The organism is Methylobacterium terricola (assembly GCF_006151805.1).
Taxonomy (GTDB): Bacteria; Pseudomonadota; Alphaproteobacteria; order Rhizobiales; family Beijerinckiaceae; genus Methylobacterium; species Methylobacterium terricola.
The window spans coordinates 61,421-84,814 of record NZ_VDDA01000003.1; the positions used below are offsets into that span (position 1 = coordinate 61,421).

General features: G+C 71.0%; 23 protein-coding genes. 9 read left to right on the forward strand and 14 right to left on the reverse strand.

The annotated features are described in order from the left end of the window. Positions 1-63 precede the first annotated feature (63 nt). Both FF100_RS37730 and FF100_RS07655 read right to left on the reverse strand, forming a co-directional pair. On the reverse strand, positions 64-1,914 hold the full coding sequence (locus tag FF100_RS37730; protein WP_246101962.1) for a hypothetical protein: 1,851 nt from the start codon (positions 1,912-1,914) through the stop codon (positions 64-66). Positions 1,915-1,965: 51 nt separating this feature from the next. Continuing rightward, positions 1,966-4,239 carry a ComEC/Rec2 family competence protein gene (locus tag FF100_RS07655; protein ID WP_139034972.1) on the reverse strand — a complete coding sequence of 758 codons (2,274 nt, stop codon included), beginning with the start codon at positions 4,237-4,239 and terminating at the stop codon, positions 1,966-1,968. Positions 4,240-4,443: 204 nt separating this feature from the next. Here FF100_RS07655 and gltX point away from each other — a divergent pair, with 204 nt between their 5' ends. Together gltX and gltA are read left to right on the forward strand one after the other, a co-directional pair. Next, complete coding sequence (gltX, locus tag FF100_RS07660; protein ID WP_139034973.1) at positions 4,444-5,862, forward strand: glutamate--tRNA ligase; 1,419 nt, start codon at positions 4,444-4,446, stop codon at positions 5,860-5,862. Between the two features lie 279 nt (positions 5,863-6,141). Continuing rightward, complete coding sequence (gene gltA / locus FF100_RS07665) at positions 6,142-7,434, forward strand: citrate synthase (protein ID WP_139034974.1); 1,293 nt, start codon at positions 6,142-6,144, stop codon at positions 7,432-7,434. A gap of 314 nt (positions 7,435-7,748) precedes the next feature. Here the strand turns inward: gltA and denD are convergent, their stop codons facing one another. The 5 genes from denD to FF100_RS07690 form a co-directional block, all read right to left on the reverse strand. After that, entirely contained in the window at positions 7,749-8,732 is a 984-nt protein-coding gene (gene denD, locus FF100_RS07670; protein WP_139034975.1) for a D-erythronate dehydrogenase, read from the reverse strand. 16 nt (positions 8,733-8,748) lie between these two features. Further along, positions 8,749-9,495: an SDR family oxidoreductase gene (locus FF100_RS07675; protein WP_139034976.1), complete on the reverse strand. Its 747-nt coding sequence runs from the start codon at positions 9,493-9,495 to the stop codon at positions 8,749-8,751. 60 nt (positions 9,496-9,555) lie between these two features. Next, positions 9,556-10,716 (reverse strand): GNAT family N-acetyltransferase, encoded by a 1,161-nt coding sequence (locus FF100_RS07680; protein WP_139034977.1) that lies wholly within the window; start codon positions 10,714-10,716, stop codon positions 9,556-9,558. Beyond that, the gene (locus FF100_RS07685) at positions 10,713-11,564 is read right to left on the reverse strand and encodes an isocitrate lyase/PEP mutase family protein (RefSeq protein ID WP_139034978.1); all 852 of its coding nucleotides are present in this window, start codon (positions 11,562-11,564) and stop codon (positions 10,713-10,715) included. Before FF100_RS07685 ends, FF100_RS07680 begins: the two co-directional genes overlap by 4 nt. A gap of 113 nt (positions 11,565-11,677) precedes the next feature. Beyond that, positions 11,678-13,489 (reverse strand): IlvD/Edd family dehydratase, encoded by a 1,812-nt coding sequence (locus FF100_RS07690; RefSeq protein ID WP_139034979.1) that lies wholly within the window; start codon positions 13,487-13,489, stop codon positions 11,678-11,680. Between the two features lie 224 nt (positions 13,490-13,713). Here FF100_RS07690 and FF100_RS07695 point away from each other — a divergent pair, with 224 nt between their 5' ends. After that, on the forward strand, positions 13,714-13,926 hold the full coding sequence (locus FF100_RS07695) for a hypothetical protein (RefSeq protein ID WP_139034980.1): 213 nt from the start codon (positions 13,714-13,716) through the stop codon (positions 13,924-13,926). Between the two features lie 99 nt (positions 13,927-14,025). Further along, positions 14,026-15,204 (forward strand): pyridoxal phosphate-dependent aminotransferase, encoded by a 1,179-nt coding sequence (locus tag FF100_RS07700; protein ID WP_139034981.1) that lies wholly within the window; start codon positions 14,026-14,028, stop codon positions 15,202-15,204. 210 nt (positions 15,205-15,414) lie between these two features. On the opposite strand, the gene FF100_RS38320 is transcribed toward FF100_RS07700, so the two are convergent. Further along, the gene (locus tag FF100_RS38320) at positions 15,415-15,549 is read right to left on the reverse strand and encodes a DUF3237 family protein (RefSeq protein ID WP_281287267.1); all 135 of its coding nucleotides are present in this window, start codon (positions 15,547-15,549) and stop codon (positions 15,415-15,417) included. 33 nt (positions 15,550-15,582) lie between these two features. Between FF100_RS38320 and FF100_RS07710 the strand changes: the two genes are divergently transcribed. Together FF100_RS07710 and FF100_RS07715 are read left to right on the forward strand one after the other, a co-directional pair. After that, positions 15,583-15,885, forward strand: coding sequence for a type II toxin-antitoxin system ParD family antitoxin (locus FF100_RS07710; protein ID WP_246101963.1), 303 nt, complete (start codon positions 15,583-15,585; stop codon positions 15,883-15,885). Positions 15,886-15,905: 20 nt separating this feature from the next. Continuing rightward, a complete protein-coding gene (locus FF100_RS07715; protein WP_246101964.1) occupies positions 15,906-16,175 on the forward strand; it encodes a type II toxin-antitoxin system RelE/ParE family toxin in 270 nt (89 codons plus the stop codon). A 37-nt stretch (positions 16,176-16,212) separates the two neighbouring features. Here the strand turns inward: FF100_RS07715 and FF100_RS07720 are convergent, their stop codons facing one another. Genes FF100_RS07720 through FF100_RS07730 form a run of 3 tightly spaced genes read right to left on the reverse strand, consistent with a single transcriptional unit; the run spans position 16,213 to position 18,111 of the window. Beyond that, positions 16,213-16,683, reverse strand: a complete 471-nt coding sequence (locus FF100_RS07720) for a DUF3237 domain-containing protein (protein ID WP_139034983.1) — start codon at positions 16,681-16,683, stop codon at positions 16,213-16,215. Between the two features lie 20 nt (positions 16,684-16,703). Beyond that, complete coding sequence (locus FF100_RS07725; RefSeq protein ID WP_139034984.1) at positions 16,704-17,546, reverse strand: DUF1206 domain-containing protein; 843 nt, start codon at positions 17,544-17,546, stop codon at positions 16,704-16,706. A 13-nt stretch (positions 17,547-17,559) separates the two neighbouring features. Further along, positions 17,560-18,111 (reverse strand): tellurite resistance TerB family protein, encoded by a 552-nt coding sequence (locus tag FF100_RS07730; protein ID WP_139034985.1) that lies wholly within the window; start codon positions 18,109-18,111, stop codon positions 17,560-17,562. A gap of 141 nt (positions 18,112-18,252) precedes the next feature. Between FF100_RS07730 and FF100_RS07735 the strand changes: the two genes are divergently transcribed. Both FF100_RS07735 and FF100_RS07740 read left to right on the forward strand, forming a co-directional pair. Then, the gene (locus tag FF100_RS07735; RefSeq protein WP_139034986.1) at positions 18,253-19,050 is read left to right on the forward strand and encodes a DUF3750 domain-containing protein; all 798 of its coding nucleotides are present in this window, start codon (positions 18,253-18,255) and stop codon (positions 19,048-19,050) included. Positions 19,051-19,151: 101 nt separating this feature from the next. Beyond that, on the forward strand, positions 19,152-19,367 hold the full coding sequence (locus tag FF100_RS07740) for a hypothetical protein (RefSeq protein ID WP_139034987.1): 216 nt from the start codon (positions 19,152-19,154) through the stop codon (positions 19,365-19,367). Between the two features lie 4 nt (positions 19,368-19,371). Here the strand turns inward: FF100_RS07740 and FF100_RS07745 are convergent, their stop codons facing one another. Together FF100_RS07745 and FF100_RS07750 are read right to left on the reverse strand one after the other, a co-directional pair. After that, on the reverse strand, positions 19,372-20,370 hold the full coding sequence (locus FF100_RS07745) for a LacI family DNA-binding transcriptional regulator (protein WP_139035613.1): 999 nt from the start codon (positions 20,368-20,370) through the stop codon (positions 19,372-19,374). Positions 20,371-20,418: 48 nt separating this feature from the next. Continuing rightward, positions 20,419-21,459 carry an L-idonate 5-dehydrogenase gene (locus FF100_RS07750; protein ID WP_139034988.1) on the reverse strand — a complete coding sequence of 347 codons (1,041 nt, stop codon included), beginning with the start codon at positions 21,457-21,459 and terminating at the stop codon, positions 20,419-20,421. Positions 21,460-21,622: 163 nt separating this feature from the next. Here FF100_RS07750 and FF100_RS07755 point away from each other — a divergent pair, with 163 nt between their 5' ends. Next, the gene (locus tag FF100_RS07755; RefSeq protein WP_171070087.1) at positions 21,623-22,390 is read left to right on the forward strand and encodes an SDR family oxidoreductase; all 768 of its coding nucleotides are present in this window, start codon (positions 21,623-21,625) and stop codon (positions 22,388-22,390) included. A 241-nt stretch (positions 22,391-22,631) separates the two neighbouring features. Here the strand turns inward: FF100_RS07755 and FF100_RS07760 are convergent, their stop codons facing one another. After that, positions 22,632-23,339, reverse strand: coding sequence for a DNA-binding protein (locus tag FF100_RS07760; protein ID WP_139034990.1), 708 nt, complete (start codon positions 23,337-23,339; stop codon positions 22,632-22,634). Positions 23,340-23,394: the final 55 nt, after the last annotated feature.

Here is a 23,394-nt window from a genome sequence, read left to right on the forward strand (position 1 = left end):
GGGCTTCCGGACGCCGCACGATCGTGCGATGGCCCGTCCGGACGAAATCCTCCGGACAGGCACTCAGCGCGACGTCCGCAGCCAGACCTCGTAGCACGGCGTCGCGTCGGCCCGCGTGAACTCGCGATCGAGCACGGCGGAGAACGAGGTGGCGATCAGGTCCCGGAGCGGCTCCTTGTCCGGGCAACGCTGCACGAAGACGGCGTCGGCCTTCTCCAGATAGGCGCGGGCCTCCTCGACCGTCGGCCGGCCGACCGTGCGCAGCGGATCGAGCCAGAGGCGGGTGCCGGGCGTGGGAAGGGCTCCGAGCAGGCGGCCGAAGGGTTCGACGAAGCCGAGCGTGGTCACGTGCATCGTCGACTGGACGAGGTGGCGCCGCCGGACGAGGTTGGCCATCGCGGCGACCTCGCGGGCCCAGGCGAGGCTCATCGCGGGCTCGGTCGGGTTCAGGCCGCCTGAGAACGCGGCTTCGCCGTCCCGGACGATGGTCCGGATCGGCTCGGGGCCGTGCCAGAAAGCCGTGTAGAGATCAGCCGTCCGACTCATCTGGCCCGCCACGAGCGCCCGCCCGACGACCCCGTCGACCGCCGTTTCGCGCCTCATGGAGGCGACATGATGGACCGCCATCGTGGTCGCGCGGCGCAAAACCGACTCGGCGTAGGGGTAGGCCGCCGTCACCACCAGAGCGCCGGCGAGCGCGACCGCCACGGGATCGCCGCCGGATGATCCCCGCGCCTTGTCTTGGACCTTGGCGACGAGGTCGCCGAGCGGCCCGAACATCAGGACGATGACCGGAAACAGCCCCAGATTGCCCGTCCCCTGGCTCTCGGTCGCCAGGACGGCCAGGACGGTCGCGGCGATCCAGAGCGGGCGGCGATAGCCACGCAGCAGGGCGAGCGGGCGCGTCAGGATTATCCGTCGCGGGGGGGTCGCGGCCCGTCCGCGCTGGGAGACGAGCCAGAACACGGCGAGCGCGGCGCAGATCAGCGCCGGCAGGTTCCGGATCGCCAGGGCGCTGAGGAAGTAGACACTGCCGCCGCGGTTGATCCGCGCCATTTCGGCGATGTCGCGGCCGTAGGCCCGCACGATTCCGGACGTGGCCAGATCGAGCAAGACCAGGAATGCGGCCAGCCGGACGAAAGCCGCCATGGCGATGCGGCGCGCGACCGGGGAGACGAGGCCCGCCAGGCCGAGCAGCCCCAGCATGACGACGGCGTGCGAGATCTTCCAGCTGACGGCCAGCAGCAGCAGCCACGTCACCAAAGCTGCGTCATGCCGGGCCTTCCTGGACGTGAAGATCCAGGCGAGAAGCAGGAACAGGGCGGCCGACGCGGTGCGATTGTAGACGGCATTGTAGTTGAAGTCGGAGATTGGCTCCCACTCGACGACGTAAGGGACGAGCGCCATCAGCCCAACGATGGCCAGGAGCGCGACGGCGCGCCGGACCGAATGCTGCCGGATCGCCAGCGGCAGGGCCGCGGGCAGGAGCAGGAACCAGGACGAGACTTGGAGGAGCGCGAAAGGCGGCGCGAAAGCATTGAGCTTCAGGGCGATCCACGCCTGCACGAGGACCAGCCCTCCGAAGGGCACCATGAAGTCGCGATGCGGCCACTGGCCGTGGTCGATCCGGTAGGCGCCATCGAGCAGCGCCGTGAAATCCTGCGCATAGCGACCGCTCGGAAAGCCGGGCAGCAGCGCGACGGCAAGGACGAGTGCCAGGGACCATCCACCTATCAGGGCCGAGATCGCATATCCCGCCCGATACCCCTCTCTTACCCTAGCGTTAGTTCTTACAAAAGTCTTACACATAAGCAATTCCTTAGATATCGCTGAATGATTCAATAATAAATATATTCCGTTAAAATACCTTTTCCGCAGAATGTCCTGCAACCTTCGACTCAGGATCAGCGCCACTGAAAGTCGTGTATTGACGCATACTTGCACAAAAATCTGCGACGGCGGCCGTCACGGCTCACCCTGGCTCTCCGACTCGTCCCCCTCCCGTTGAGGCGCCGGCCCCGGTGCCGGTCCCAGCCCCGGCGCGACCGGTGTCGCCGGGGCCGGCACCGTCACGACCGGCGCAGGCCGCCACGGCCGCGCCTCGCCCGGCCGCTTCGCCGTCTCGACCACGACGCCGTCCGCCGTGAACCGCAGGGTCGTCGACCCGTGCGCCGCCAGGAACGTCCTGTCGAGCACATGCTTCGCCGTGCAACCCGGCGGCGCCTCCAGCCGGGTGACCACCACGGTCGCCCGCGCGCAATCCTCCGGGAAGGCGCGCTTGTCGCGCACCAGCGCCACGCTGACGCCGTGCGGCCCGTGACCGACGCAGCCGAGCCTGTCGCAGCGGGCACCCGTGGTCAGCCCGGGATCGTCGCGGGAACGGCCGTCGCCGTCGGCCTTCAGCCATTGCTCCAGCACGAAGGCGGGGGGCTTCCCCAGCACCACGAGGCGGCCGTCGGCCCCGCGCAGGGCCGCCCCGCCGCCTTCGCGATCCACGTAGAGGTCGGGCCGCTGGGGCGACGCCGCGAGGGCGAGGCCGACGAGGCCGGGGGCGAGGCCGAGCCAGCGCAGGCCCGAGACCGGCAGCACCAGCAGCAGCAGGGCCACGGTCATCAGCCCCAGCGCGCCGGCGCCGAAGGCCGGCACCACCAGGGTCGCCCGGTCGAAGCTCTCGATCCAGGCCGAGATGTCGAGCATGCCGCGCACGGCGAGCCCCATCGTCCACCAGACCGGCCGGTCGAGGGCGAAGGGATGGGCCAGGATGCCGAGCACGGCCGCCGGCATCACCACCAGAGAGACCAGCGGCAGGGTCAGCGCGTTGCCGACGACGCCGAAGGGCTGCACGGTCTGGAAATGGTAGGTGGCGAAGGGCGCGGTGGCGACCTGCGCCACCAAGGTGGTGGCGAGGGTGCCGATGATGGTGGCCAGCAGCCAGGCGAGCCCGCGGGTGACCGGCCCAGCCCCTTCCGGGTTCCACAGCCGCCCCTCGATCAGCCGCGCGCAGGCGACGAGCCCCGCCACCGCGCCGAACGACATCTGGAAGCTCGGGCCGAGCAGCCCTTCCGGCTCGCGGGCGAGCGCGATCAGGGCGGCAAGCGCCAGGTTGCGCAGGCTGAGCGCCGGCCGGTCGACCAGGATCGCCCCGAGCATCACCAGGGTCATCACCAGCGAGCGCTCGGCGGCGAGGTCCCAGCCCGAGAAGGCGCAGTATCCCGTGACCGCGAACATCGCCAGGACCGCGGCGATCTTCTTGATCAGCCAGCCGAGCGCCAGTCCCGGGACCAGGGCGAGGACAGCCCGCACGAGCCAGAACACGACGCCTGCGGCCAGCACCATGTGGAGGCCGGAGATGGACACGACGTGATAGATTCCCGCCGCCCGGAGCGTGTCGTTGGTGTCCTGGTCGATGAGGCCGCGCTTGCCGGTGACGAGGGCCGCCGCCACCGCGCCGGCCTGGGTGATGCCGCCCGCGCCGCCATTCGATTCGGCGATGCGGCGGGTCAGCGCGTTGCGGGCCTCGTCGAGGCCGGCGGCGAGGCGCAGGGACAAGGGCGCCGGTTCGGGCGGGGGCGTGATCGCGGCGGAGCCGAGGAGCGAGCCGACGGCGCCGATGCCGCGGAAGTAGGCGTCGCGGGAGAAGTCGTAGCCGCCCGGGCGCGCCGGTTCCGGCGGCGGCAGCAGGCGGGCCTTGGCCTCGATGTAGGCGCCGGGCCTGAGGCCGTCGGCGCGGCGATACGAGACCCGCACCCGGGCCGGGCGCTCCGACACCGGCATCTCGCCGAGCGCCAGGACCCGCACCACCAGACGCGCGCCCTCCTCGCGCTCCTCCAACGCCTCGACGAAGCCGCGGAGCGGCGCGATCACCGTGCGGGCGAGGACCGGCGCGGCGACGCTGGCGGTGCGGTACGCGGCGGCGGCAAAGCCCAGGAATCCGAACGAGGCCGCCAGCAGCAGGGCCGGTGCCACCGCCCGGGCCCGGAGCGCGACCGCCCCGCCCGCGAGCGCGAGGCCGGTGCCGACCGGCGCGGCGAGGAGGACGGTCCCATCCGCCAGCGTGAGGAACACGAGCGCGCCGGCCCCGAAGGCGACGGCGAGCCAGGGGAACAGCCGGCGCTGCGCGGCCTCCGCGGCGAGGCTGCCGGAGACCCAGCCCCCGAGGGCCGGCAGCAGCAGCACGGGCGCCGGCAGCGCGCGCCAGCCGCGCGCCACGACACCCGTTCCTGCCCGCGGCCCCGCCATCCCCCGCGCCCTGATGCCAAGATCCCGGCGACAAACCCGCGCGCATCCCGGGCCCGCGGCGAACGACCGGCCCCGGAGACGGTTTCTTAACGGCTCGTCTCGCGCATGCTACAGGACCGGGCGCCGGCGGGTCGACTCAGCCGACCCTGCCCTAACGGCCCCGGCCACACCGTTTTTTCCGCTCTCACCCGGTTCTCGTCGCGCATGTCCTCCGTCGTCACCCGCTTTGCCCCGTCGCCCACGGGCTTCCTCCACATCGGCGGGGGTCGCACGGCGTTGTTCAATTGGCTCTATGCGCGCCGGCACGGCGGGCGGATGCTGCTGCGCATCGAGGACACCGACCGCGAGCGCTCGACGCAAGGCGCCATCGACGCGATCCTCGACGGGCTGAACTGGCTCGGCCTCGATTGGGACGGCGACGTGGTCTACCAGTTCGCCCGCGCAAGCAGGCACCGCGAGGTGGCGGAGGGCCTGCTCGCCGCCGGCCGGGCCTATCACTGCTACGCCACGCCCGAGGAGCTGACCGAGATGCGCGAGGCCGCCCGGCGCGAGGGCCGGCCGATCCGCTACGACGGCCGCTGGCGCGACCGCGACCCGTCCGAGGCTCCGGCCGGCGTCAAGCCGGTCATCCGCCTGCGCGCGCCGACCGACGGCGAGACCGTGGTCGAGGACGCGGTGCAGGGCCGCGTCGTGTGGCAGAACAAGGACCTCGACGACCTCGTCCTGCTGCGCTCGGACGGCACCCCGACCTACATGCTGGCGGTGGTGGTCGACGACCACGACATGGGCGTGACCCACATCATCCGCGGCGACGACCACCTGACCAACGGCGCGCGCCAGACCCAGATCTACCAGGCGCTGGGCTGGGACGTGCCGAACATGTCGCACATCCCGCTGATCCACGGGCCGGACGGGGCCAAGCTGTCGAAGCGCCACGGCGCGCTCGGGGTCGATGCCTATCGCGACCTCGGCTACCTGCCGGCGGCGCTCCGCAACTACCTCGTGCGCCTCGGCTGGAGCCACGGCGACCAGGAGATCTTCTCCACCGACGAGATGATCGCCGCCTTCGACCTCGCCCAGGTCGGCCGCTCGCCGGCCCGGTTCGATTTCGCCAAGCTCGAGAACCTGAACGGCCACTACATCCGCTCGTCCTCGAACGAGGATCTGCTCGCGGCGATCGAGGCGATCCTGCCGACGCAAGGGCAGCGCTGGGGCCTCTCGGCGCCGCTCGCTCCGGCGCTGCGCGACACGTTCATCGCCGCGATGCCGGGCCTGAAGGAGCGGGCCAAGACCCTGATTGAGCTCGTCGACAGCGCCTATTATCTCTACGCCAGCCCGGTCGTCCTCGACGAGAAGGCGACCGGCCTCCTCGGCAATGGCGGCCGCGAGCGGCTGGCCGGCGCCCTGCCCCATCTCGAGGCGCTGACCGAATGGTCCGCCGCCTCGACCGAGGGCGCGGTGCGGCATTTTGCCGAGAGCGCCGGCGTCAAGCTCGGGCAGGTGGCCCAGCCCCTGCGTGCGGCGCTCACCGGCCGGACGACCTCGCCGCCGCTCTTCGACGTGATGGCGGTGCTCGGCCGCGACGAGAGCCTGACGCGGCTGCGGGCGCAGGCGACCGCCTGAGGCGGGAGCACGCTTCTGCCCAAAGCAGAGGCAGGCCTCGGCGGCAGGCACAACCCTTCCGCGCACCCCCGCGAATCCGCTTCGCGGGGGTGATCCGACCACCCCTGAACAGAATCTGAATTCTGTCACCCGGGCCGGGGCCCGTAGTTGATGCCGGTGCGTCGATCCGCTAACCCGGACGGCGAGTGAGCACCCGCAGCAAAGTTCGCCGCCCTGCCCCGGGGGCCGCGGTCGAGGCGACGACGCTCAGTCTCGTTGATGGAAAGGGTCCGCAACCCCATGAGCCTCCCCACCAGCACCCTCACGGTGAACGGCCGCGCGATCGAGATGCCTACCAAGACCGGCACGATCGGTCCGAGCGTCATCGACATCAGCAAGCTCTACGCGCAGACCGGCCAGTTCACCTACGATCCGGGCTTCACCTCGACGGCGTCCTGCGAATCGAAGATCACCTATATCGACGGTGACGAGGGCGTGCTGCTGTATCGCGGCTACCCGATCGAGCAGCTGGCCGAGCACGGCGACTTCCTCGAGACCTGCTACCTGCTGCTGTACGGCGAGCTGCCGACCGCGGCCCAGAAGGCCGATTTCGACTACCGCGTCACGCGCCACACCATGGTGCATGACCAGATGAACCGGTTCTTCCAGGGCTTCCGCCGCGACGCCCACCCGATGGCCGTCATGGTCGCCTCGGTCGGCGCGCTCTCGGCCTTCTATCACGACTCGACCGACATTACGGACGAGAAGCAGCGCATGGTCGCCTCCATGCGCATGATCGCCAAGATGCCGACGCTCGCGGCCATGGCGTACAAGTACACGATCGGCCAACCCTTCGTGTACCCGAAGAACGACCTCGACTACACCTCGAACTTCCTGCGGATGTGCTTCGCGGTGCCGTGCGAGGAGTACCAGCCGAACCCCGTCCTGTCGCGGGCGCTCGACCGGATCTTCATCCTGCACGCCGACCACGAGCAGAACGCCTCGACCTCGACGGTGCGTCTGGCCGGCTCCTCGGGCGCCAACCCCTTCGCCTGCATCGCCGCCGGCATCGCCTGCCTGTGGGGGCCCGCGCATGGCGGCGCCAACGAGGCGGCGCTGAAGATGCTGGCCGAGATCGGCACCCCCGAGCGCGTCGGCGAGTACGTCGCCAAGGCCAAGGACAAGAACGATCCGTTCCGCCTGATGGGCTTCGGTCACCGGGTCTACAAGAACTACGACCCGCGCGCCCGCATCATGCAGAAGACCACCCACGAGGTGCTGAGCGAGCTCGGCATCAAGGACGATCCGCTGCTCGACGTCGCGATGGAGCTGGAGCAGATCGCCCTCAAGGACGAGTACTTCATCGAGAAGAAGCTGTACCCGAACATCGATTTCTACTCGGGCATCACCCTGAAGGCGATGGGCTTCCCGACCTCGATGTTCACGGTGCTGTTCGCCCTCGCCCGCACCGTCGGCTGGATCAGCCAGTGGGCCGAGATGATCGAGGACCCGTCCCAGAAGATCGGCCGTCCGCGCCAGCTCTATACCGGCGCCCCGAAGCGGGATTACGTGACGGTGGCTCAGCGCGGCTGAGGCTATCTGGTGGTGAAATGAGAACGGGCGGCACTGGCGTGCCGCCCGTTTCTTTTTGTGCGACGGCATCCGAAACAAAACCGCTCCCTTTCCCGGACGACTGAAGCGTCAGTGGAAGGAGATCCTGGATCCAGCACGAAAAGTCGCGAAGCGTCTGCCCGTCTGCAACGGTGCAACAAGCAGAATCGCGTCGCGGCGAATCTTACGGCTGGATCCCGGATCTCCTTCCACTTCGTTGCAGTCGTCCGGGAAAGGGAGCGGCGAGATCAAAATCCCGGCGGGTATTACACGCTCGCCGGGACTGGCTTCAATCCTTACGCCGGCACCTTGCCGCCCAGCTCGTCCTCGATATGCGCCCGCACGATCGCATCGAAGTCCGGCTCGGCCTGGAAGCCCAGTTCCAGCGCCCGCCGGGCGTCGAAGGTGCGCGGCCAGCCGGCGACGATGCGCTCGATCGTCGGATCGGGCTCGCGGCGGATGCGGGCGACGGCCGCATCGCCGGCAGCGCGGCGCAGGGCCTCGATCTGCTCGGCCACCGTGGCGCCGACGCCCGGCATGGTCAAATTGCGGCGGTCGCCGAGGCGCTGGGTGTCGATCGTCGCGGCGTGGATCAGGAAGCCGACCGCCGAGCGCGGCGAGGCGTGCCAGTGGCGGACCTGGTCGGAGACCGGCAGCACGGCGTCCTGGCCGGCCAGGGGCTCGCGGATGATGCCGGAGAAGAAGCCCGACGCCGCCTTGTTGGGCTTGCCGGGCCGCACGCAGATCGTCGGCAGGCGGATGCCGACGCCGTCGAAGATGCCGCGGCGCGAATAGTCGGAGAGCAGGAGCTCGCCGATCGCCTTCTGGGTGCCGTAGCTGGTGAGCGGCGCCGTCAGGTACTCGTCCGGGATCGGATCGGGCATCGGCGCGCCAAAGACGGCCACCGACGAGGTGAAGACGAAGCGGGGCTTGTAGCCCTCGCCGATCGCCCGCACCGCGTCGTAGAGGCGGCGCGTGCCGTCGAGGTTGATCCGGTAGCCCTTGTCGAAATCGGCCTCGGCCTCGCCCGACACGATGGCGGCGAGGTGGAAGATCACGTCGGGGCGATCCGCCACCAGGCGCTCGGCCTCGCCGGGCTCGGAGAAGTCTGAGGCGGACGCGGAGACCGGGATCGTCGTGCCGGCCGGTGCCTCGGGCGGCACGACGTCGTGCAGGGTCAGGCGCGAGATGGTCTCGCCGCCTAAGCGACCGTCCTTGACCAGCCGGTCGAGGAGCTTGCGGCCGACCATGCCGGCGGCGCCGAGGATGAGGATATGCATCGTCGTGTCTCCGTCCTCAGAGCGTGAAGCCGCCATCGGCGACGTGGGTCTGGCCGGTGGTGAAGCGCGATTCGTCCGAGGCGAGGTAGACGGCGAGCGCGGCCATCTCCTCCGGGGTGCCGAGCCGGCCCATCGGCTGACGGTCGATGAAGGCCTGGCGGGCGGCCTCGACCGAGGTCTTGTTCATCTCAGCCAGGGCCGCGATGCGATCGTCGAGCGACGGCGACTGGATCGTGCCGGGGCAGATCGCGTTCGCCCGCACGCCGCTGCGGATGAAGTCCCGCGCCACCGCCTTGGTGAGGCCGACCACCGCCGCCTTCGAGGCGCCGTAGACGTAGCGGTTCGGTGCGGTGGCGTCGGCGCCGACTGCCGAGGCGATGTTGACGATCGAGCCGTTGCCGCGCTCCAGCATGCCGGGCAGGAAGGCCCGGATGGTGCGGTGCATCGAGCGCACGTTGAGATCGAAGGCGAGATCCCACTCGGCGTCGGTGCAGTCGAGGATGGTGCCGTGATGGACGAAGCCGGCGGCATTCACCAGCACGTCGACCGGCCCGGCCTGCCTGGCGAAGGCCGCGATGGCCTCCTCCGAGCGCACGTCGAGGGAGAAGGCCTTCGCGCCCTTCAGGCCCTCGAGCTTGCCGGCATCGAGGTCGGTCGCCAGCACCTCGGCGCCCTCAGCCAGGAACGCCGCCGCGATGGCGCGGCCGATCCCCTGCCCCGCCGCCGTCACGACCGCGCGCTTGCCCGTCAGCCGTCCCGCCATGTCCATTCCTCCCGTGATGTCCCGCCCTGCTCGCTGGCGGGCTTGTCGTGTGTCGCCGCGTCAGGCGAGGCGCTTGTGCATATGCACTAGGCGCCGGTCCGGCAGATCCTCGACCCGCGCGGTGGCGTAGCCCCGCCGCGCGTACCAGTCGATGTTCCGCACGAGCTTGTCCCCGGTGTAGAGGCGAAGCTCCGACAGGTCGAGGTCCCGCGCCCGGTCCTCGGCCGCCGCCAGCAGGGCATTGCCGAGGCCGGTCCCCTGGTGCGCCGGATCGACCGCGACGCTCCAGATCATCAGATGGTCGGGCGCCGGATCGAGCGCCAGGGCGCCGGCGAGCGCCCCGTCGGCCTCCGCCAGCCAGACCTCGTAGCGCGCCAGCACCTCGGCGGCAGGCGTGAGGAGCGGCACCGGCTCGACGCCGAGGATCGGGCGATTCCGCGCGTAGGCGGCCTCCTGCAACGCCGCGAGGGCGGCGTCGTCCGCGGTGGTCGCCCGCCGCATGGTGCTCCCCGAGATCGTCGGCCGGTTGAGCGCGCCGAGACGCAAGGACTGGCCGCCGTCGAGATTGGCCGGGTCGAGCCAGCGGTCGAAACCCTGCCGGATCTGCGGCCACTCGCCGTCGAGCATCGAGAACCAGGTCGTGTCGCGGTTGCGGCCCTTCACGATCACGGCCTGGCGGAACAGCCCCTCGTAGGAGAAGCCGAGGCGCTGCGCCGCGCTGCGCGAGGGCGCGTTGAGGGCGTTGCACTTCCACTCGTAGCGGCGATAGCCGAGGTCGAAGACGTAACCGGCGAGGAGCCGCATCGCCTCGGTGGCGCCGGGTTTGCGCTGGAGCGCCGGCGTGTAGAGGATGTTGCCGACCTCGATCACCCGGTTGGCGCGGTCGATCCGCATCAGCGCGGCGTGGCCGACCGCCTTGCCGGTCCGCGCATCCAGGATGGCGTAGAACAGCGGATCGGCGGACGCCGCGCAGGCTTCGAGATGGGCCTGGAAGCTCTCGCGATCAGGGAAGGGCCCGGCCGGCATGTATTGCCACAAGGCCTCCTTGCCCGGCCCGACCGCCCCCTCGGCGAGGTCGGCCCCGTGCGCCGCGGCATCGAGCGGGACGATCGAGACGTGGCGCCCGTCGAGGCGGATCCGCTCCGGACCGTGGGCAGGGCCGGCGAGCGTGACGGGATGGCCGATCGGCAGGCCGGTGATGGGGTCGCGGTCGGGGCTCATGCGGGATCCCGGTCCTTGAGGTCCTTGCGGAAGAAGCCGTTCAGCTCCGAGAAGCTGACCGAGCCGTCGAAGCCGCCGAAGCTGCCCTCGTCGTGGATGCGCCGCGCCGCCCGGATGAACCCGGTCCAGGCTGCCCGCGCCAGCGACGAGCCGACGCTGATCCGGCGCACGCCGAGGTCTTCGAGGTCGGCGACCTTGAGGCCCGGATTGGTGCTCATCAGGATGTTGACCGGCACCGGCGCCAGCGCCGCGACCAGGGTGCGGATCTCCTCGCGCCGCTTCGGGCCCGGGGCGTAGACCACGTCGGCGCCGGCCTCGGCATAGGCCTGGAGCCGGCGGATCGCCTCGGGCAGCGGATCGGCGTGTCCTGTGAGATAGCATTCGGCCCGGCCGGTCAGCACCACGTCGGCGCCGGAGGCATCGATCGCGGCCTTCGCGGCGCGGATGCGCTCGGCGCCGTCCCGGATGTCGTAGAGCGGCCGGGCGGGATCGCCGGTGGCGTCCTCGATCGACAATCCGGCGACGCCGGTGGCGACGCAGGCCGCAACGTTGCGGGCGACGCCCTCGGGGTCATGGGCATAGCCCGATTCGAAGTCGGCGTTCACCGGCAGGTCGGTGGCGGCGGCGATCTCGGCGATGTGGGCGAGCATCGCATCGAGCGGCACCGCCCAGTCGGTGTCCGGCAGGGCGCGGGCGAAGGCGAAGCCGGAACTGGTGGTGGCGAGCGCCGGGAATCCCATCGCGGCGAGGTAGCGGCTGGTGCCGATATCCCAGGGATTCGGCATCACGAAGCAGCCGGCTTCGTGCAGCCGCCGGAAGGCGGCGCGGCGTGCGGCGAGATCGGTCATCGGGATTCCCCTCCGGGTTCCGGATCCTTCCTCACACGCCGCGAGCGCGGCTGTAAACCGGGCTCCGCGCGGAGCCCGGCCGAAGAATTACCGCACGCGGTGACCCAGGGGGATCAATGGTTGTCCCGCGGTACGCCGTGAACTTGCGCGATGCGCTGGAAGGCCTCGGAGCCCTTGAGGATCATGCCCTCGGAGAGCTGGTCGACCATCGCGCGCTGGATCGCCTGCCAGGGGGTCTGGCTCGCCGGGTAGGGGTAGCCGCCCCGGGCGGTCAGGTCGTCGCGGCGGCGCCGGATCTCCTCCTCGGGGAGCAGGATGTCGGCGGTGCGCTTGTTGAGGTCGATCCGGACCCGGTCGCCGTTCTGGAGCAGGGCCAGGCCGCCGCCGGCCGCGGCTTCCGGCGAGGCGTTGAGGATCGAGGGCGTGCCCGAGGTGCCGGACTGGCGCCCGTCGCCGATGCAGGGCAGCGACAGCACGCCCTTGCGGATCAGCTCGCCCGGGGGCTGCATGTTCACGACCTCGGCCGCGCCCGGATAGCCGATCGGTCCGGCGCCGCGCATGATCAGGATCGTGTGCGCGTCGATCTCCAGCGCCGGATCGTCGATGCGGTGGTGGTAATCCTCCGGCCCGTCGAACACCACGACCCTGCCCTCGAAGGCGTAGGGGTCTTCCGGGTTGGCGAGGTAGCGGTCGTAGAACTCGCGGCTGATCACGCTGGTCTTCATGATCGCGGAATCGAACAGCGAGCCCTTGAGGTTGAGGAACCCGGCGCGCTCGCGCATCGGCTCGCCGTAGGGCTTGATGACGTCGCGGTCCCAGGTCTGGGCGTTCGCGCAGTTCTCCGCGATGGTCTTGCCGTTGCAGGTCAGCGCCTCGCCATGGAGCTTGCCGGCCTCGAGCAGCTCCGACATCACCGCCGGCAGGCCGCCGGCCCGGTAGTATTCCTCGCCGAGATACTGGCCGGCGGGCTGCATGTTGACGAGGAGCGGGATGTCGTAGCCGACGCGCTCCCAGTCGTCGCAGGAGAGCGGCACGCCGATCAGCTTGGCGATGGCGTTGATGTGGATCGGCGCGTTGGTCGATCCGCCGATCGCCGTGTTGGCGACGATGGCGTTCTCGAATGCCTCGCGGGTGAGGATGTCGGAGGGCTTCAGGTCCTCCCACACCATGTCGACGATGCGCTGGCCGGTGGCGTAGGCCGCCTGGCCGCGCTCGCGATAGGGCGCGGGGATCGCCGCCGAGCCCGGCAGCGACATGCCCAGCGCCTCGGCGAGCGCGTTCATGGTCGAGGCGGTGCCCATCGTGTTGCAGTGCCCGTCCGAGGGCGCCGAGGAGGCCACGATGTCGAGGAACTGCTGGTAGTCGATGTCGCCGGCGGCGTGGCGCTCGCGGGCCTTCCACACGATGGTGCCGGAGCCCGTGCGCTCGCCGCGGCTCCAGCCGTTCAGCATCGGGCCGACATTGAGCGAGATCGTCGGGATGTTGACGGTGGCCGCCGCCATCAGGCAGGCCGGCATGGTCTTGTCGCAGCCGGTGAGCAGCACGACGCCGTCGAGGGGGTAGCCGTACAGCACCTCGACCAGCGACAGGTAGGCGAGGTTGCGGTCGAGCGAGGCGGTCGGCCGCTTGCCGGTCTCCTGGATCGGGTGGCACGGGAACTCGAACGCCACGCCGCCGGCCGCCGTGATGCCCTCGCGCACGCGCTTCGCCAGCTCGAGGTGGTGGCGGTTGCACGGCGACAGGTCGGAGCCGGTCTGGGCGATGCCGATGAGCGGCTTGCCGCCACGCAATTCGCCGACGGTGAGGCCGAAATTCAGGTAGCGCTCGAGGTAGAGCGCGGTCATGCCCGGGTTATCCGGATTGTCGAACCAGAGGCGCGAACGCAGGCGGCTGGCGTCGATGCGGGGGCGCGGCGTCTGGGCCATGGCGGAGTCGTCCTTCCCGAGATCGTTCTTGTCGAGAATCGTTCGCAGGAACCTATGGACCCGGCCGGTGCAGGAAGGCAACACCGCGTGGCGCATGCCCGACACCCCGCCGGATGCGACTCCGACGGGCCATAAGTTTATCATGCGGGCGCTGTCGCTCCACCGGGGAGCGGTGCTATGAGGCCGGCTGAACCATATCGCTCGACAAATCCGGGGAGCCGCCGATGAGCCAAGACAAGCCGTCCAACCCGCTGGTGCCGATCGCCGCCGTGGTGTCGATCCCGGTCCTCGTCTGCCTGATCATCATGCTGACCGACCAGGGCATCGAGCGCTCGCTGCTCTGGGCCGCGATCAAGACCGGCATCATCCTGATCGTCATCGGCGGCGCGATCTCGTTCGGCGTCAGCCGGCTCGCCGAGCGCAACACCCCGCGCTGAGCGATCCGTCCCGGCGGCACCGGAGGGCCGCGGGGCGAACAGCGACGGCGGGGCTCATCGACGCCCTGCCTCGATCCTACGAGGAAACGAGAGACCGCCATGCCCGTCGTCGTCCCCGCCTTCTCGCGCATCGGGGAGGAGAACGCCTTCGCGGTCCTCGCCCGCGCCACGGCTCTGGCCCAGGCCGGCCGTGACGTGATCAATCTCGGCATCGGCCAGCCCGACATGCCGACCCCGCCCCACGTGGTCGAGGCGGCGGTGAAGGCGCTGCAGGACGGCCATCACGGCTACACCCCGGCGACCGGCATCCTGCCGTTGCGCGAGGCGGTGGCCCGCGACCTCGACCGGCGCCTCGGCGTCCAGGTCTCGCCCGACAGCGTGATGATCGTGCCGGGCGGCAAGGTCACCATGTTCATGGCGATCCTGATGTTCGGCGAGCCGGGCGCGGAGATCCTGTATCCGGATCCGGGCTTCCCGATCTACCGCTCGATGATCGAGTTCACCGGCGCGACGCCGGTGCCGGTGCCGATCCGCGAGGAGAACGGCTTCGCCTTCTCGGCCGAGGAGACGCTGGCGCTGATCACCCCGCGCACCCGCCTGCTGATCCTCAACTCCCCCGCCAACCCGACCGGCGGCGTGACCCCGAAGGCCGAGATCGACAAGCTGGTCGCCGGCCTCGCGGCCCATCCCGACGTGACCATCATGTCGGACGAGATCTACGGCACGATGACCTATGACGGCGAGCGCCACCACACGCTGCTCGCCTATCCGGAGATCCGCGACCGGCTGATCTACCTCGACGGCGCCTCGAAGACCTACGCGATGACCGGCTGGCGCCTCGGCTGGTCGGTCTGGCCGGCGCCGCTCTACGATGCCGCCCGCAAGCTCGCGGTGAACTCGTTCTCCTGCGTCAACGCCGCGACGCAATGGGCCGGCATCGCCGCCCTCGACGGGCCGCAGGATTGCGTCGCCGCGATGATGGCCGAGTTCGATCGCCGCCGCCTGCTGGTGGTCGAGGGGCTGAACAAGCTGCCGGGCGTCTCCTGCATCACCCCGAAGGGCGCCTTCTACGCCTTCCCGAACATCTCGGAGACCGGCTGGAAGGCCAAGGCGCTCGCCTCGGCGCTGCTGGAGGAAGCCGGCGTCGCGACGATCGGCGGGCCGGATTTCGGCATCCACGGCGAGGGCTACCTGCGCCTGTCCTACGCCAACTCGGCGGAGAACATCGCCCGGGCGCTGGAGCGGATCGGGAGCTTCCTGGAGGGGAACCGGCGCTGACGCGCGGGTGAGGCGAGCTTTGCCAGCCACGGATGCCTCGATCGCCATCGTCATCCCGGGGCCGCGAAAGCGGATCCCGGGATCCTTGACCGCCGACGCGTTCGAACGAAGCGGACCGCGCTTCGCCCCCTCCTGGATTGTCGGCGGTCATGGATCCCGGGCTCTCGACTTCGTCGAGCCCGAGATGACACTGCGCGTGCCAGGACCGCCTCACATCACCCCATACACATCGTAGACCGGCCCCTCCGGCAGCCTTTGCCCCACCCCCACGGCGAGGACCCTGGTGAGCCAGGCGAGGTCCGGCGCCCCTCCCTCGGACGCGCATCGTTCGACAGTGATTTTCACTGCGTGCTACGATCGCGGTAGGAGGGCCAGACCATGGCGACACCCAGCGGTCAGATGACCGTGACGCTGACGCGCGAACTCGAGCAGTATGTGCGCGACAAGGTGCGCGAGGGCGCGTTTGCCACGCCCAGCGAGTATATCCGCAATCTGGTGCGGGATCGCTATCTGGCCGAGCGCGATCAAGCAGCGAAGCTGAAGGCGTTGGACGCCGCTCTGGCCCGCGGGATCGCTGATGCCGACGCCGGCCGCGTTGTCCCGGTTGCAGAAGCCTTCGCCCGCATCCGCGCTCAGCTCGCGGACGATGACACCGGGCCGCAGGAACGAGAGTCGTCCTGACCGAGCAGGCGATCGGAAATTTGCTGCATATCGCCCGCTATATCCGTCAGGACAATCCTGCTCGGGCCGAGACGTTCGTTGCCGAACTCGAGGAACGGTGCGCTCGACTGGCAACGACCCCTTATGCCTACCCGCTCATTCCCGGCCGGGAACATAGTGGAATAAGGCGCCGCCTGCATAGAGACTACCTTATATTCTATCGCGTCCGTCCGGAGACCGACTTGATTGAAGTGCTCTATATCATCAATGGGGCACAGGATTACGAGGAAATCCTTTTTCCGGAGGATTGAGCCCCTTTGCGCGACCGAGGCGGTAAACGGCCTTGCCTCACATCACCCCATACACATCGTAGACCGGCCCCTCCGGCAGCCTTTGCCCCACCCCCACGGCGAGGACCCTGGTGAGCCAGGCGAGGTCCGGCGCCCCGGTCTCGAAGCGCAACGCCGTGCGGAAGTAATACTCCTCCGGCGACACCGCCTCGCCGCGGCCGAGGCGGGCCAGCACCTCCGGCGGGCCGGCGCGCAGGCCGGCATACTGGCAATAGACGAGACCGCCTCCGGACGCCCGGATCGTCAGGCGCACGTCGAGATGGGTGGTGCCGTCGGGCTCGATCCGGAGCCAGTCGCCGGCAGGACCGGCCAGAACCTCGCCGGCGAGGCGCGGGCCGGCGACAGTGCCGCCGGTGACCGGCACGACCCGCAACTCGGTGCCGCGGGACGAACCGACGGCCTGCGGCGCCCCGACCGTGAGGCTCATGCGGAACAGGAACTCGGTGCCGAGCGGCAGCGGCGCATCCATGGTGTCTCCTCCCCTAATCGTCATCGCGCCAAATCCTTCACCGCCCGGCGCGCGGCATCGAGGTCCGGCGGGTCGATGCGGCGGTAGCGGGCCTGAACGAGGCCGAACACCCCGAAGGCGGCGAGGCCCGCGGCGGTGAGGCCGAGCAGGATCCAGCCATACGGCTCGCTGCGCAAGGCTTGCAGGGCGCCGCCGAGGCCCTTGACCTCGCTCGACCGGCTGGCGATCGCCGCCGCGATCAGGAAGCCGCCGATCAGCCCGAAGGTCAGCGCCCGGGCCGCGTAGCCGAAGCGGCCGACATGGCGGACCCAGTCGCGGGCATCGTGCGGCACCGACAGGCGCTTGCACACGTCGCCCTTCCAGGCCTTCCACGCGAAGGCGAGGCCGGCGCCGATGACGATCAGCCCGACGGCGCCGACGAGCCACTGGCCGAAGGGCTGCTGCAACAGCCAGGCGGTCCAGTCGCGGGCGCCCTGGTCCTCGGCGGTGCGGGCGGTTCCGCGCCCGAGCGCCGCCGTCAGCATCGAGAGGCCGAGGCCGCCATAGGTCACGCCGCTGACGAGGTGGCCGGCCCGGGTCGCCAGACCCTTGGCCGAGCGGCCGTAGCCGTCGGCGTCGGTGACCGCCTCGACCACCCGCCACAGCGCGAAGGCGGCGAGGCCGAACGCCACCAGGCCGAGCAGGATCCAGCCGAAGGGCCGCTCCAGCAGGATCAGGAGAGCGCTGCGGCTGCCGCCGGTCTGGCCGCCGACGCCGATCGCCGCCAGCACGGCGAGGCCGCCGACGAGGCAGTAGGTGACGCCGCGGGCGCCGTAGCCGAGGCGGGCGAGCAGTTCGAGGGGATGCCGGCCGGCGGCTTGCATCGGATGTCCCCGGTCAGGCCGCGAGGCCGGTCTCGACCCGGGCGACCGCGTCCTCGTCGAGGTCGAGGGCCTCGGCGAGCATCCGCAGGAAGGTGCGCTCCTGCATCGTGTCGGGATCGATGGCGAGGCGGGCCGCGGCGTAGACCCGGGCGCCGGTCTCGGGGGTCTGCACCCGGTCGGCGATCTCGTCGATCGTCGCCGGGTCCTCGAGCTCGCGGGCGAGCCATTGCCGGCCGGCGAGATCGAGGCCCGATTCCGCCACCGCCGCATCGAGGCGCTCGCGCTCGCGGGAATCGATCACCCCGTCCGCGGCCGAGGCCGAGACCATGATGCGCAGGCAGAGCGTCGCGTCGTCGTCGCTGAGGGCGCCGGCCTCGAACGGGGTGGCGCCCGGCTTCGCGGCGGATGCGCCGCCCGCCGGGGCCTCGCCGGACGGCGCCCCTTCCTGCGTCGCCCGCAGGGCCAGCCCGGTGAGCAGCGCCAGGCCGCCGAGGGCGGCGGAAGCCGCGAGCCCGCCACGACGGCTCCGCACCAGGGCATCCAGCACCCGTTTCACCTCGGCCATCGCGCTCTCCCTACCCATCCGCTGTATCGATCTTTGCCGACAACGGTCTCGTGCGGCTCCGGTTCGCGGGGGACGGCGGCAAGATCGCGGCGGATTGGCCCGTCCGTTGCACGGCCGCGCTCCGTCAACCATCTTATGATCATGCTTCTCGCCCTGGCCTGGCTCGCGCGGACCGTCGTGCTCGCGCTCGTCCTCCTGTTCCTGCTGCCCCTCGCCACCCATGCCCTGTGGTGGTGGAGCCGCGACGACCTCGCCCCCGACTGGTCGACCGCCGACTGGTCGAGCGCCCGGCTGCTGCCCGCCGCCGCGGCCGCGCCGGAGGCGACGGTCCGGATCTATGCCGCCCGGGTCGGGCGCTGGCGGGGCATCTTCGCCCATCACACCTGGATCGTCGTCAAGGAGGCGGGCGCGCCGCGCTACACCCGCTACGACGTGGTCGGATGGGGCCTGCCGGTGCGCACCGACGCCTACGCGGCGGATGCGCGCTGGTTCGGCAACCCGCCGCAGGTGGTGCTCGCCCTCGACGGGGAGGCGGCGGCCCGCGCCGTGCCGCGGATCTGCGAGGCGGTGGCGGCCTACCCCTACCGGAAGGCCGGCACGTACAACGCCTGGCCGGGGCCGAACTCCAACACCTTCGTCGCCCACGTCCTGCGCGCGGTGCCGGAGCTCGCCGTGGCGTTGCCGCCGACGGCGCTGGGCAAGGACTTCTCGGAGCGCCCGGTCGACTGGACGCCGAGCCGCACCGGGGTGCAGCTCTCGGGCCGCGGCTATGTCGGCCTTACCCTCGGCTGGGTCGAGGGGATCGAGGTCAACGTACTTGGCGCGGTGGCGGGGCTCGACCTGCGCCGCCCGGCCCTGAAGCTGCCGGGCTGGGGCCGCATCGGCATGGACCCGGCCGGGGCGACCGAGACGCTGATCGCGCCGACGGCGCGCAGCTGACGATCGCCCCCGCACGCCGATTCGTAAGATCGATCCGGGCGGATCGTGAACCAAATCATGATGCAGTGCGTTGACGATCGCCCCGAGGTTCGCACCACTCCATGTCCAGCTCCCGATTCGTCAAGGCCGACACCACTCCCTCCCCGCTCGCCGGGCCCTACGCTGCCGTACTGACCGGCGTGTCGCGCGGGTTGCAGGACCTCTTCCCGCCGGTCGAGGCGCCCTGTGCGGCGCACAAACCCCCGCATGACGACGAGCGGGACGCCATCGCCCCGGTGCTGCGGACCCGCCTGCCGTCGGAGCCGCGGCCGAGCTGACCTTTCAGGCGCGCGTCGTCTCCCGCAGGAGCAGCCGGATCCCGAGGTCGATAATGGCCGCCCCCCCCTCCTCGCCGTCGAGGAGCCGGATCAGCAGGTCTCCCGTGCGCCGGCCGATCTCCACCGGATCGACCGCGATGGTCGAGATCCGCGGCACGCATTGGCGGCCGATCTCGAAATCGCCGAAGCCGAGGAGCTGGACGTCCTGCGGCACCCGGATAGAGCGGCGCCGGCATTCCATCAGCGCGCCGAAGACCGAGATGTCGGAGACGAGGAACACCGCCTCCGCCCCGCCGCGCTCGATCAGCGCGGTCATCGCCTCGGCCCCGTGCGCGAAGGCGCCCGCCACCCGCCCGTGATGCAGGATCAGGTCGTCGGCGAGCCCTGCCTCACGCAGGCCGTCGCGCAGCCCCCGCAGGCGCTCCTCGCCGCGGAAGTCCCGGGCCTCGCCGGTGCGCTCCGGCCCGAGCCCGGCGATCCGGGTCGCGCCCCGCGCCACCAGGGTCCGGGCGGCGAGACGGCCGACCGCGTAGTTCGAGAACCCGACCGCCCGGTCGATCGGCGTCTCCGGCCGGTCCCAGATCTCCACCACCGGCACCCCGGCACGGGCGAGGAGGTCGCGGGCGGCCTGGGAGCGGTGCATCCCCGAGACCACGATCGCGTCCGGGCGGCGCGACAGCATCGCGCGCAGGACCACCTCCTCCTCGGCGACGGAATAGCCGGTGACGCCGATGAGGGGCTGGTAGCCGCGCGGCCGCATCGCCGCGGTGAGGCCGGTTGCGGTATCGGCGAAGTTCGGGTTGATCAGACTGGGGACGATCAGGGCGACGAAGCCGGTGCGCCGCGACGACAGGCCCCCCGCCCCGCGATCCGGCACGTAGCCGAGCTGCTCGACCGCCGCCAGCACCCGGGCCCGCGTCTCCTGCGAGACGAGGCCGGGATCGGCCAGCGTGCGCGACACCGTCATCGGCGAGACCCCGGCGAGGCGCGACACGTCGCGCATCGTCGGCGCCCGGCGGGCCGGGGGCCGCGGGTCGGACACGGGCGGCGCCTAGAAGGTGAGGTGGACCTTGATCGCGCGGGCGCGGTCGCCGGCGAGCGCGAAGGCCTCGTCGGCCCGGGACATCGGCAGCTCGGCCGACAGGATCGGCGCGACGTCGATGCGGCCGGCGGCGAGAAGCGCCACCGCCGTGCGGTACTCCTCGTGGAAGCGGAAGGCGCCGACGAAGTCGATCTCGCGGGCCATCAGGAGGTTGGCCGGCACCGGCACGTCGCCGGGCGGCATCATGCCGAGCTGCACCACCCGGCCGCCGGGCCGCACCACCCGGAACAGCGAGGCCAAAGCCGCCGGCGCGCCGGTCGCCTCGAGCGCCACGTCGAACGTGCCCTTGTCGGCCTCGTAGGCGGCCAGCCGCTCCGGCTCGGCGGCGACGTTGATGGTCTCGGTCGCGCCGATCTCGCGGGCGATGGCGAGGGGCGCGTCCGACAGGTCGGTGCAGACGATCCGGCGGGCACCGGCGAGCCTCGCCGCCATCAGGCAGAGCAGGCCGATCGGCCCGGCCCCGGCGATGAGGACGTGGCGGCCCAGAAGCTCGCCGGCCCGGCGGATGCCGTGGAGCGCCACCGCCAGCGGCTCGCCGCAGGCCGCGACCCGCATCGACATGGTGTCGGGGATCGGCACGCACTGGTCGGCGCGGGCGAGGAACTGCTCGCTGAAACCGCCCTGGACGTGCGGGAAGATCGCCGCCGAGCCGAAGAAGCGCATGTTGCGGCACAGGTTCGAGCGGCCGGCGCGGCAATAGTCGCAGGACAGGCACAGCCGGCTCGGATCGACCGCGACCCGGTCGCCGGGCTTGACGCTGGTGACGGCGCGTCCGACCCGGGCCACCGTGCCGGCGACCTCGTGGCCGAGCACCATCGGCTCGCGGAGCGAGAAGTCGCCGACCCGGCCCTTGCCGTAATAGGACAGGTCCGAGCCGCAGATGCCGCCGGCGCCGAGCGCCACCACGACCTCGTCCGGCTCCGGCTCGCGCAAGGCGATCGCCTCGATCCGCAGGTCCTTGGCGGCGTGGATGCGCGCGGCGAGCGTCATGGGCGTCGTCTCCCTCCCGGTCCGGCTCCTCGGGCCCAGGCGGTTGCGCCGGCGCCGGGATGCCGCTTGCTTTGGTATCGGTACCATGCTTCCTTCGGGGCAGAAGCGCAACCGCGGGAGCGGCCCTCGCGGCCCCCGTAGCGCCGAGGGAGAGGAAGCGCCTGTGTCGACCGCCTTGTTCGATCTGTCGGGCCGTCGCGCCCTGGTGACCGGCTCCAGCCAGGGCATCGGCCTGTCGCTGGCGCTCGGCCTCGGCCGTGCCGGAGCGGCGATCGTGCTCAACGGCCGCGATCCGGTCAAGCTCGACGCGGCGGTGGCGGAGCTGAAGGCCGAGGGCCTGACGGTCGAGGCCGCCGCCTTCGACGTGTCGGATGCGGCCGCCGTGAAGGCGGGCGTCGACCGGATCGAGGCCGAGATCGGCCCCGTCGACATCCTGGTCAACAATGCCGGCATCCAGCGCCGGGCGCCGCTCGAGGAGTATCCGGTCGAGACCTGGCACGAGCTGATGCGGGTCAACCTCGACAGCGTGTTCTATGTCGGCCAGGCGGTGGCCCGGCACATGATCGGCCGCAAGCGCGGCAAGATCATCAACATCGCCAGCCTGCAGAGCGAGGCGGCGCGCTACTCGATCGCCCCCTACACCGCCTCGAAGGGCGCGGTGAAGAACCTGACCAAGGGCATGTGCACCGACTGGGCCCGCCACGGCCTCCAGGTGAACGGCATCGGCCCGGGCTACTTCGCGACGCCGTTGAACCAGGCGCTGATCGAGAACCCGGACTTCGACGCCTGGCTCAAGAACCGGACGCCTGCGGGGCGCTGGGGCCGCGTCGAGGAATTGCAGGGCGCGGCGATCTTCCTCGCCTCGGCGGCGTCGGACTTCGTCAACGGGCAGATCCTGTACGTGGATGGGGGCGTGCTCGCGACGTTGTGAGGGGGTTTGCCCTTGCACCTCGATCGGCGCAGCAAGTCCTCCCGACCCTGAAGCCAGACGATCTCCCCGTCATACCGGGGCCGCGCAGCGGAGCCCGGGATTCAGATCGTTCAGGTGGAAGCGAGGAGCGTTCCGCTTGATCCTGAATCATCAGCTGTTCTGGATCCCGGGCTCCGCTGGCGCGGCCCCGGGATGACCAGGAGGATGTCAGGACACACTGCGCCTGCACCCTCGCGATGCCTCAGAACACCCGCTTCTCCCGGATCTGCCCGTCGAAACCGACATGCAGCATCCGCTCCTTGCCGTCCTGACCCTTCGCCGCGACCTCGAGGTGGCGCGGCCCGCGCCCGGCGACGCGCACGTCGGTGTAGCCGGCGGCCGTCACCGCGCTGGTGAGGGCCTGGACATCGACGTTCGGCCCGAGCCCGACCTTGTCCTTGGCCCAGTCGAGGCCGCCGGGGGGCGGGCCGGCCGGGCGCAGCGCCTCGATCCTGCCGTCGGCCCGGGTCAGCGCGCTGGCATGCAGGAAGCCGTTCTCGAACCGCCCCTGCACCGTCACGCTCTCGCCCTTGGCGACCAGGGTGCCGCCCTCCCCGGCCTTGCCGGTCTCGACCAGCGCCCGGCCGGTGCCGTCCTGGAGGATGAACTTGTTGCCGAAGATCTCGGCGACCTCGCCCTTGGCGGCGGTGGCGCCGGAGGCCTGGAGCGCGTTGACGGCGACCGGGGCGACGGGGGTCAGCGCGGTCTGGGCCGGCTGGGCCAGGGAGAACCCGACGGCGCCGAGCGCCAGCGGCAGCGCGACGGCGCCGACGAGGAGGCCGCGGCGGGGCCGGGGGCGCGGGGCGGCGGCGGCCGGGGTCTCGATGGCTTGGGTCTCGATGGCTTGGGTCTCGGCGGCGTTGGTCCCGATCGCGGTGGCCTCGCCCTCGATGGTGGTACGGTCGGTCATCGGTGGTGTTCCTCTGTGTGCTGGGCCCTTCCGGGTTGGCGCTCTTCTACGTCAG

What these genes read in the sequence shown, in the direction of transcription:
- FF100_RS07655 (WP_139034972.1), bottom strand. Translation starts at nt 4,239, where the DNA reads ATGGCGGGGCCGCGGGCAGGAACGGGTGTCGTGGCGCGCGGCTGGCGC.
- gltX (WP_139034973.1), top strand. Translation starts at nt 4,444, where the DNA reads ATGTCCTCCGTCGTCACCCGCTTTGCCCCGTCGCCCACGGGCTTCCTC.
- gltA (WP_139034974.1), top strand. Translation starts at nt 6,142, where the DNA reads ATGAGCCTCCCCACCAGCACCCTCACGGTGAACGGCCGCGCGATCGAG.
- denD (WP_139034975.1), bottom strand. Translation starts at nt 8,732, where the DNA reads ATGCATATCCTCATCCTCGGCGCCGCCGGCATGGTCGGCCGCAAGCTC.
- FF100_RS07675 (WP_139034976.1), bottom strand. Translation starts at nt 9,495, where the DNA reads ATGGCGGGACGGCTGACGGGCAAGCGCGCGGTCGTGACGGCGGCGGGG.
- FF100_RS07680 (WP_139034977.1), bottom strand. Translation starts at nt 10,716, where the DNA reads ATGAGCCCCGACCGCGACCCCATCACCGGCCTGCCGATCGGCCATCCC.
- FF100_RS07685 (WP_139034978.1), bottom strand. Translation starts at nt 11,564, where the DNA reads ATGACCGATCTCGCCGCACGCCGCGCCGCCTTCCGGCGGCTGCACGAA.
- FF100_RS07690 (WP_139034979.1), bottom strand. Translation starts at nt 13,489, where the DNA reads ATGGCCCAGACGCCGCGCCCCCGCATCGACGCCAGCCGCCTGCGTTCG.
- FF100_RS07695 (WP_139034980.1), top strand. Translation starts at nt 13,714, where the DNA reads ATGAGCCAAGACAAGCCGTCCAACCCGCTGGTGCCGATCGCCGCCGTG.
- FF100_RS07700 (WP_139034981.1), top strand. Translation starts at nt 14,026, where the DNA reads ATGCCCGTCGTCGTCCCCGCCTTCTCGCGCATCGGGGAGGAGAACGCC.
- FF100_RS07710 (WP_246101963.1), top strand. Translation starts at nt 15,583, where the DNA reads ATGGCGACACCCAGCGGTCAGATGACCGTGACGCTGACGCGCGAACTC.
- FF100_RS07720 (WP_139034983.1), bottom strand. Translation starts at nt 16,683, where the DNA reads ATGGATGCGCCGCTGCCGCTCGGCACCGAGTTCCTGTTCCGCATGAGC.
- FF100_RS07725 (WP_139034984.1), bottom strand. Translation starts at nt 17,546, where the DNA reads ATGCAAGCCGCCGGCCGGCATCCCCTCGAACTGCTCGCCCGCCTCGGC.
- FF100_RS07730 (WP_139034985.1), bottom strand. Translation starts at nt 18,111, where the DNA reads ATGGCCGAGGTGAAACGGGTGCTGGATGCCCTGGTGCGGAGCCGTCGT.
- FF100_RS07735 (WP_139034986.1), top strand. Translation starts at nt 18,253, where the DNA reads ATGCTTCTCGCCCTGGCCTGGCTCGCGCGGACCGTCGTGCTCGCGCTC.
- FF100_RS07740 (WP_139034987.1), top strand. Translation starts at nt 19,152, where the DNA reads ATGTCCAGCTCCCGATTCGTCAAGGCCGACACCACTCCCTCCCCGCTC.
- FF100_RS07745 (WP_139035613.1), bottom strand. Translation starts at nt 20,370, where the DNA reads ATGCGCGACGTGTCGCGCCTCGCCGGGGTCTCGCCGATGACGGTGTCG.
- FF100_RS07750 (WP_139034988.1), bottom strand. Translation starts at nt 21,459, where the DNA reads ATGACGCTCGCCGCGCGCATCCACGCCGCCAAGGACCTGCGGATCGAG.
- FF100_RS07760 (WP_139034990.1), bottom strand. Translation starts at nt 23,339, where the DNA reads ATGACCGACCGTACCACCATCGAGGGCGAGGCCACCGCGATCGGGACC.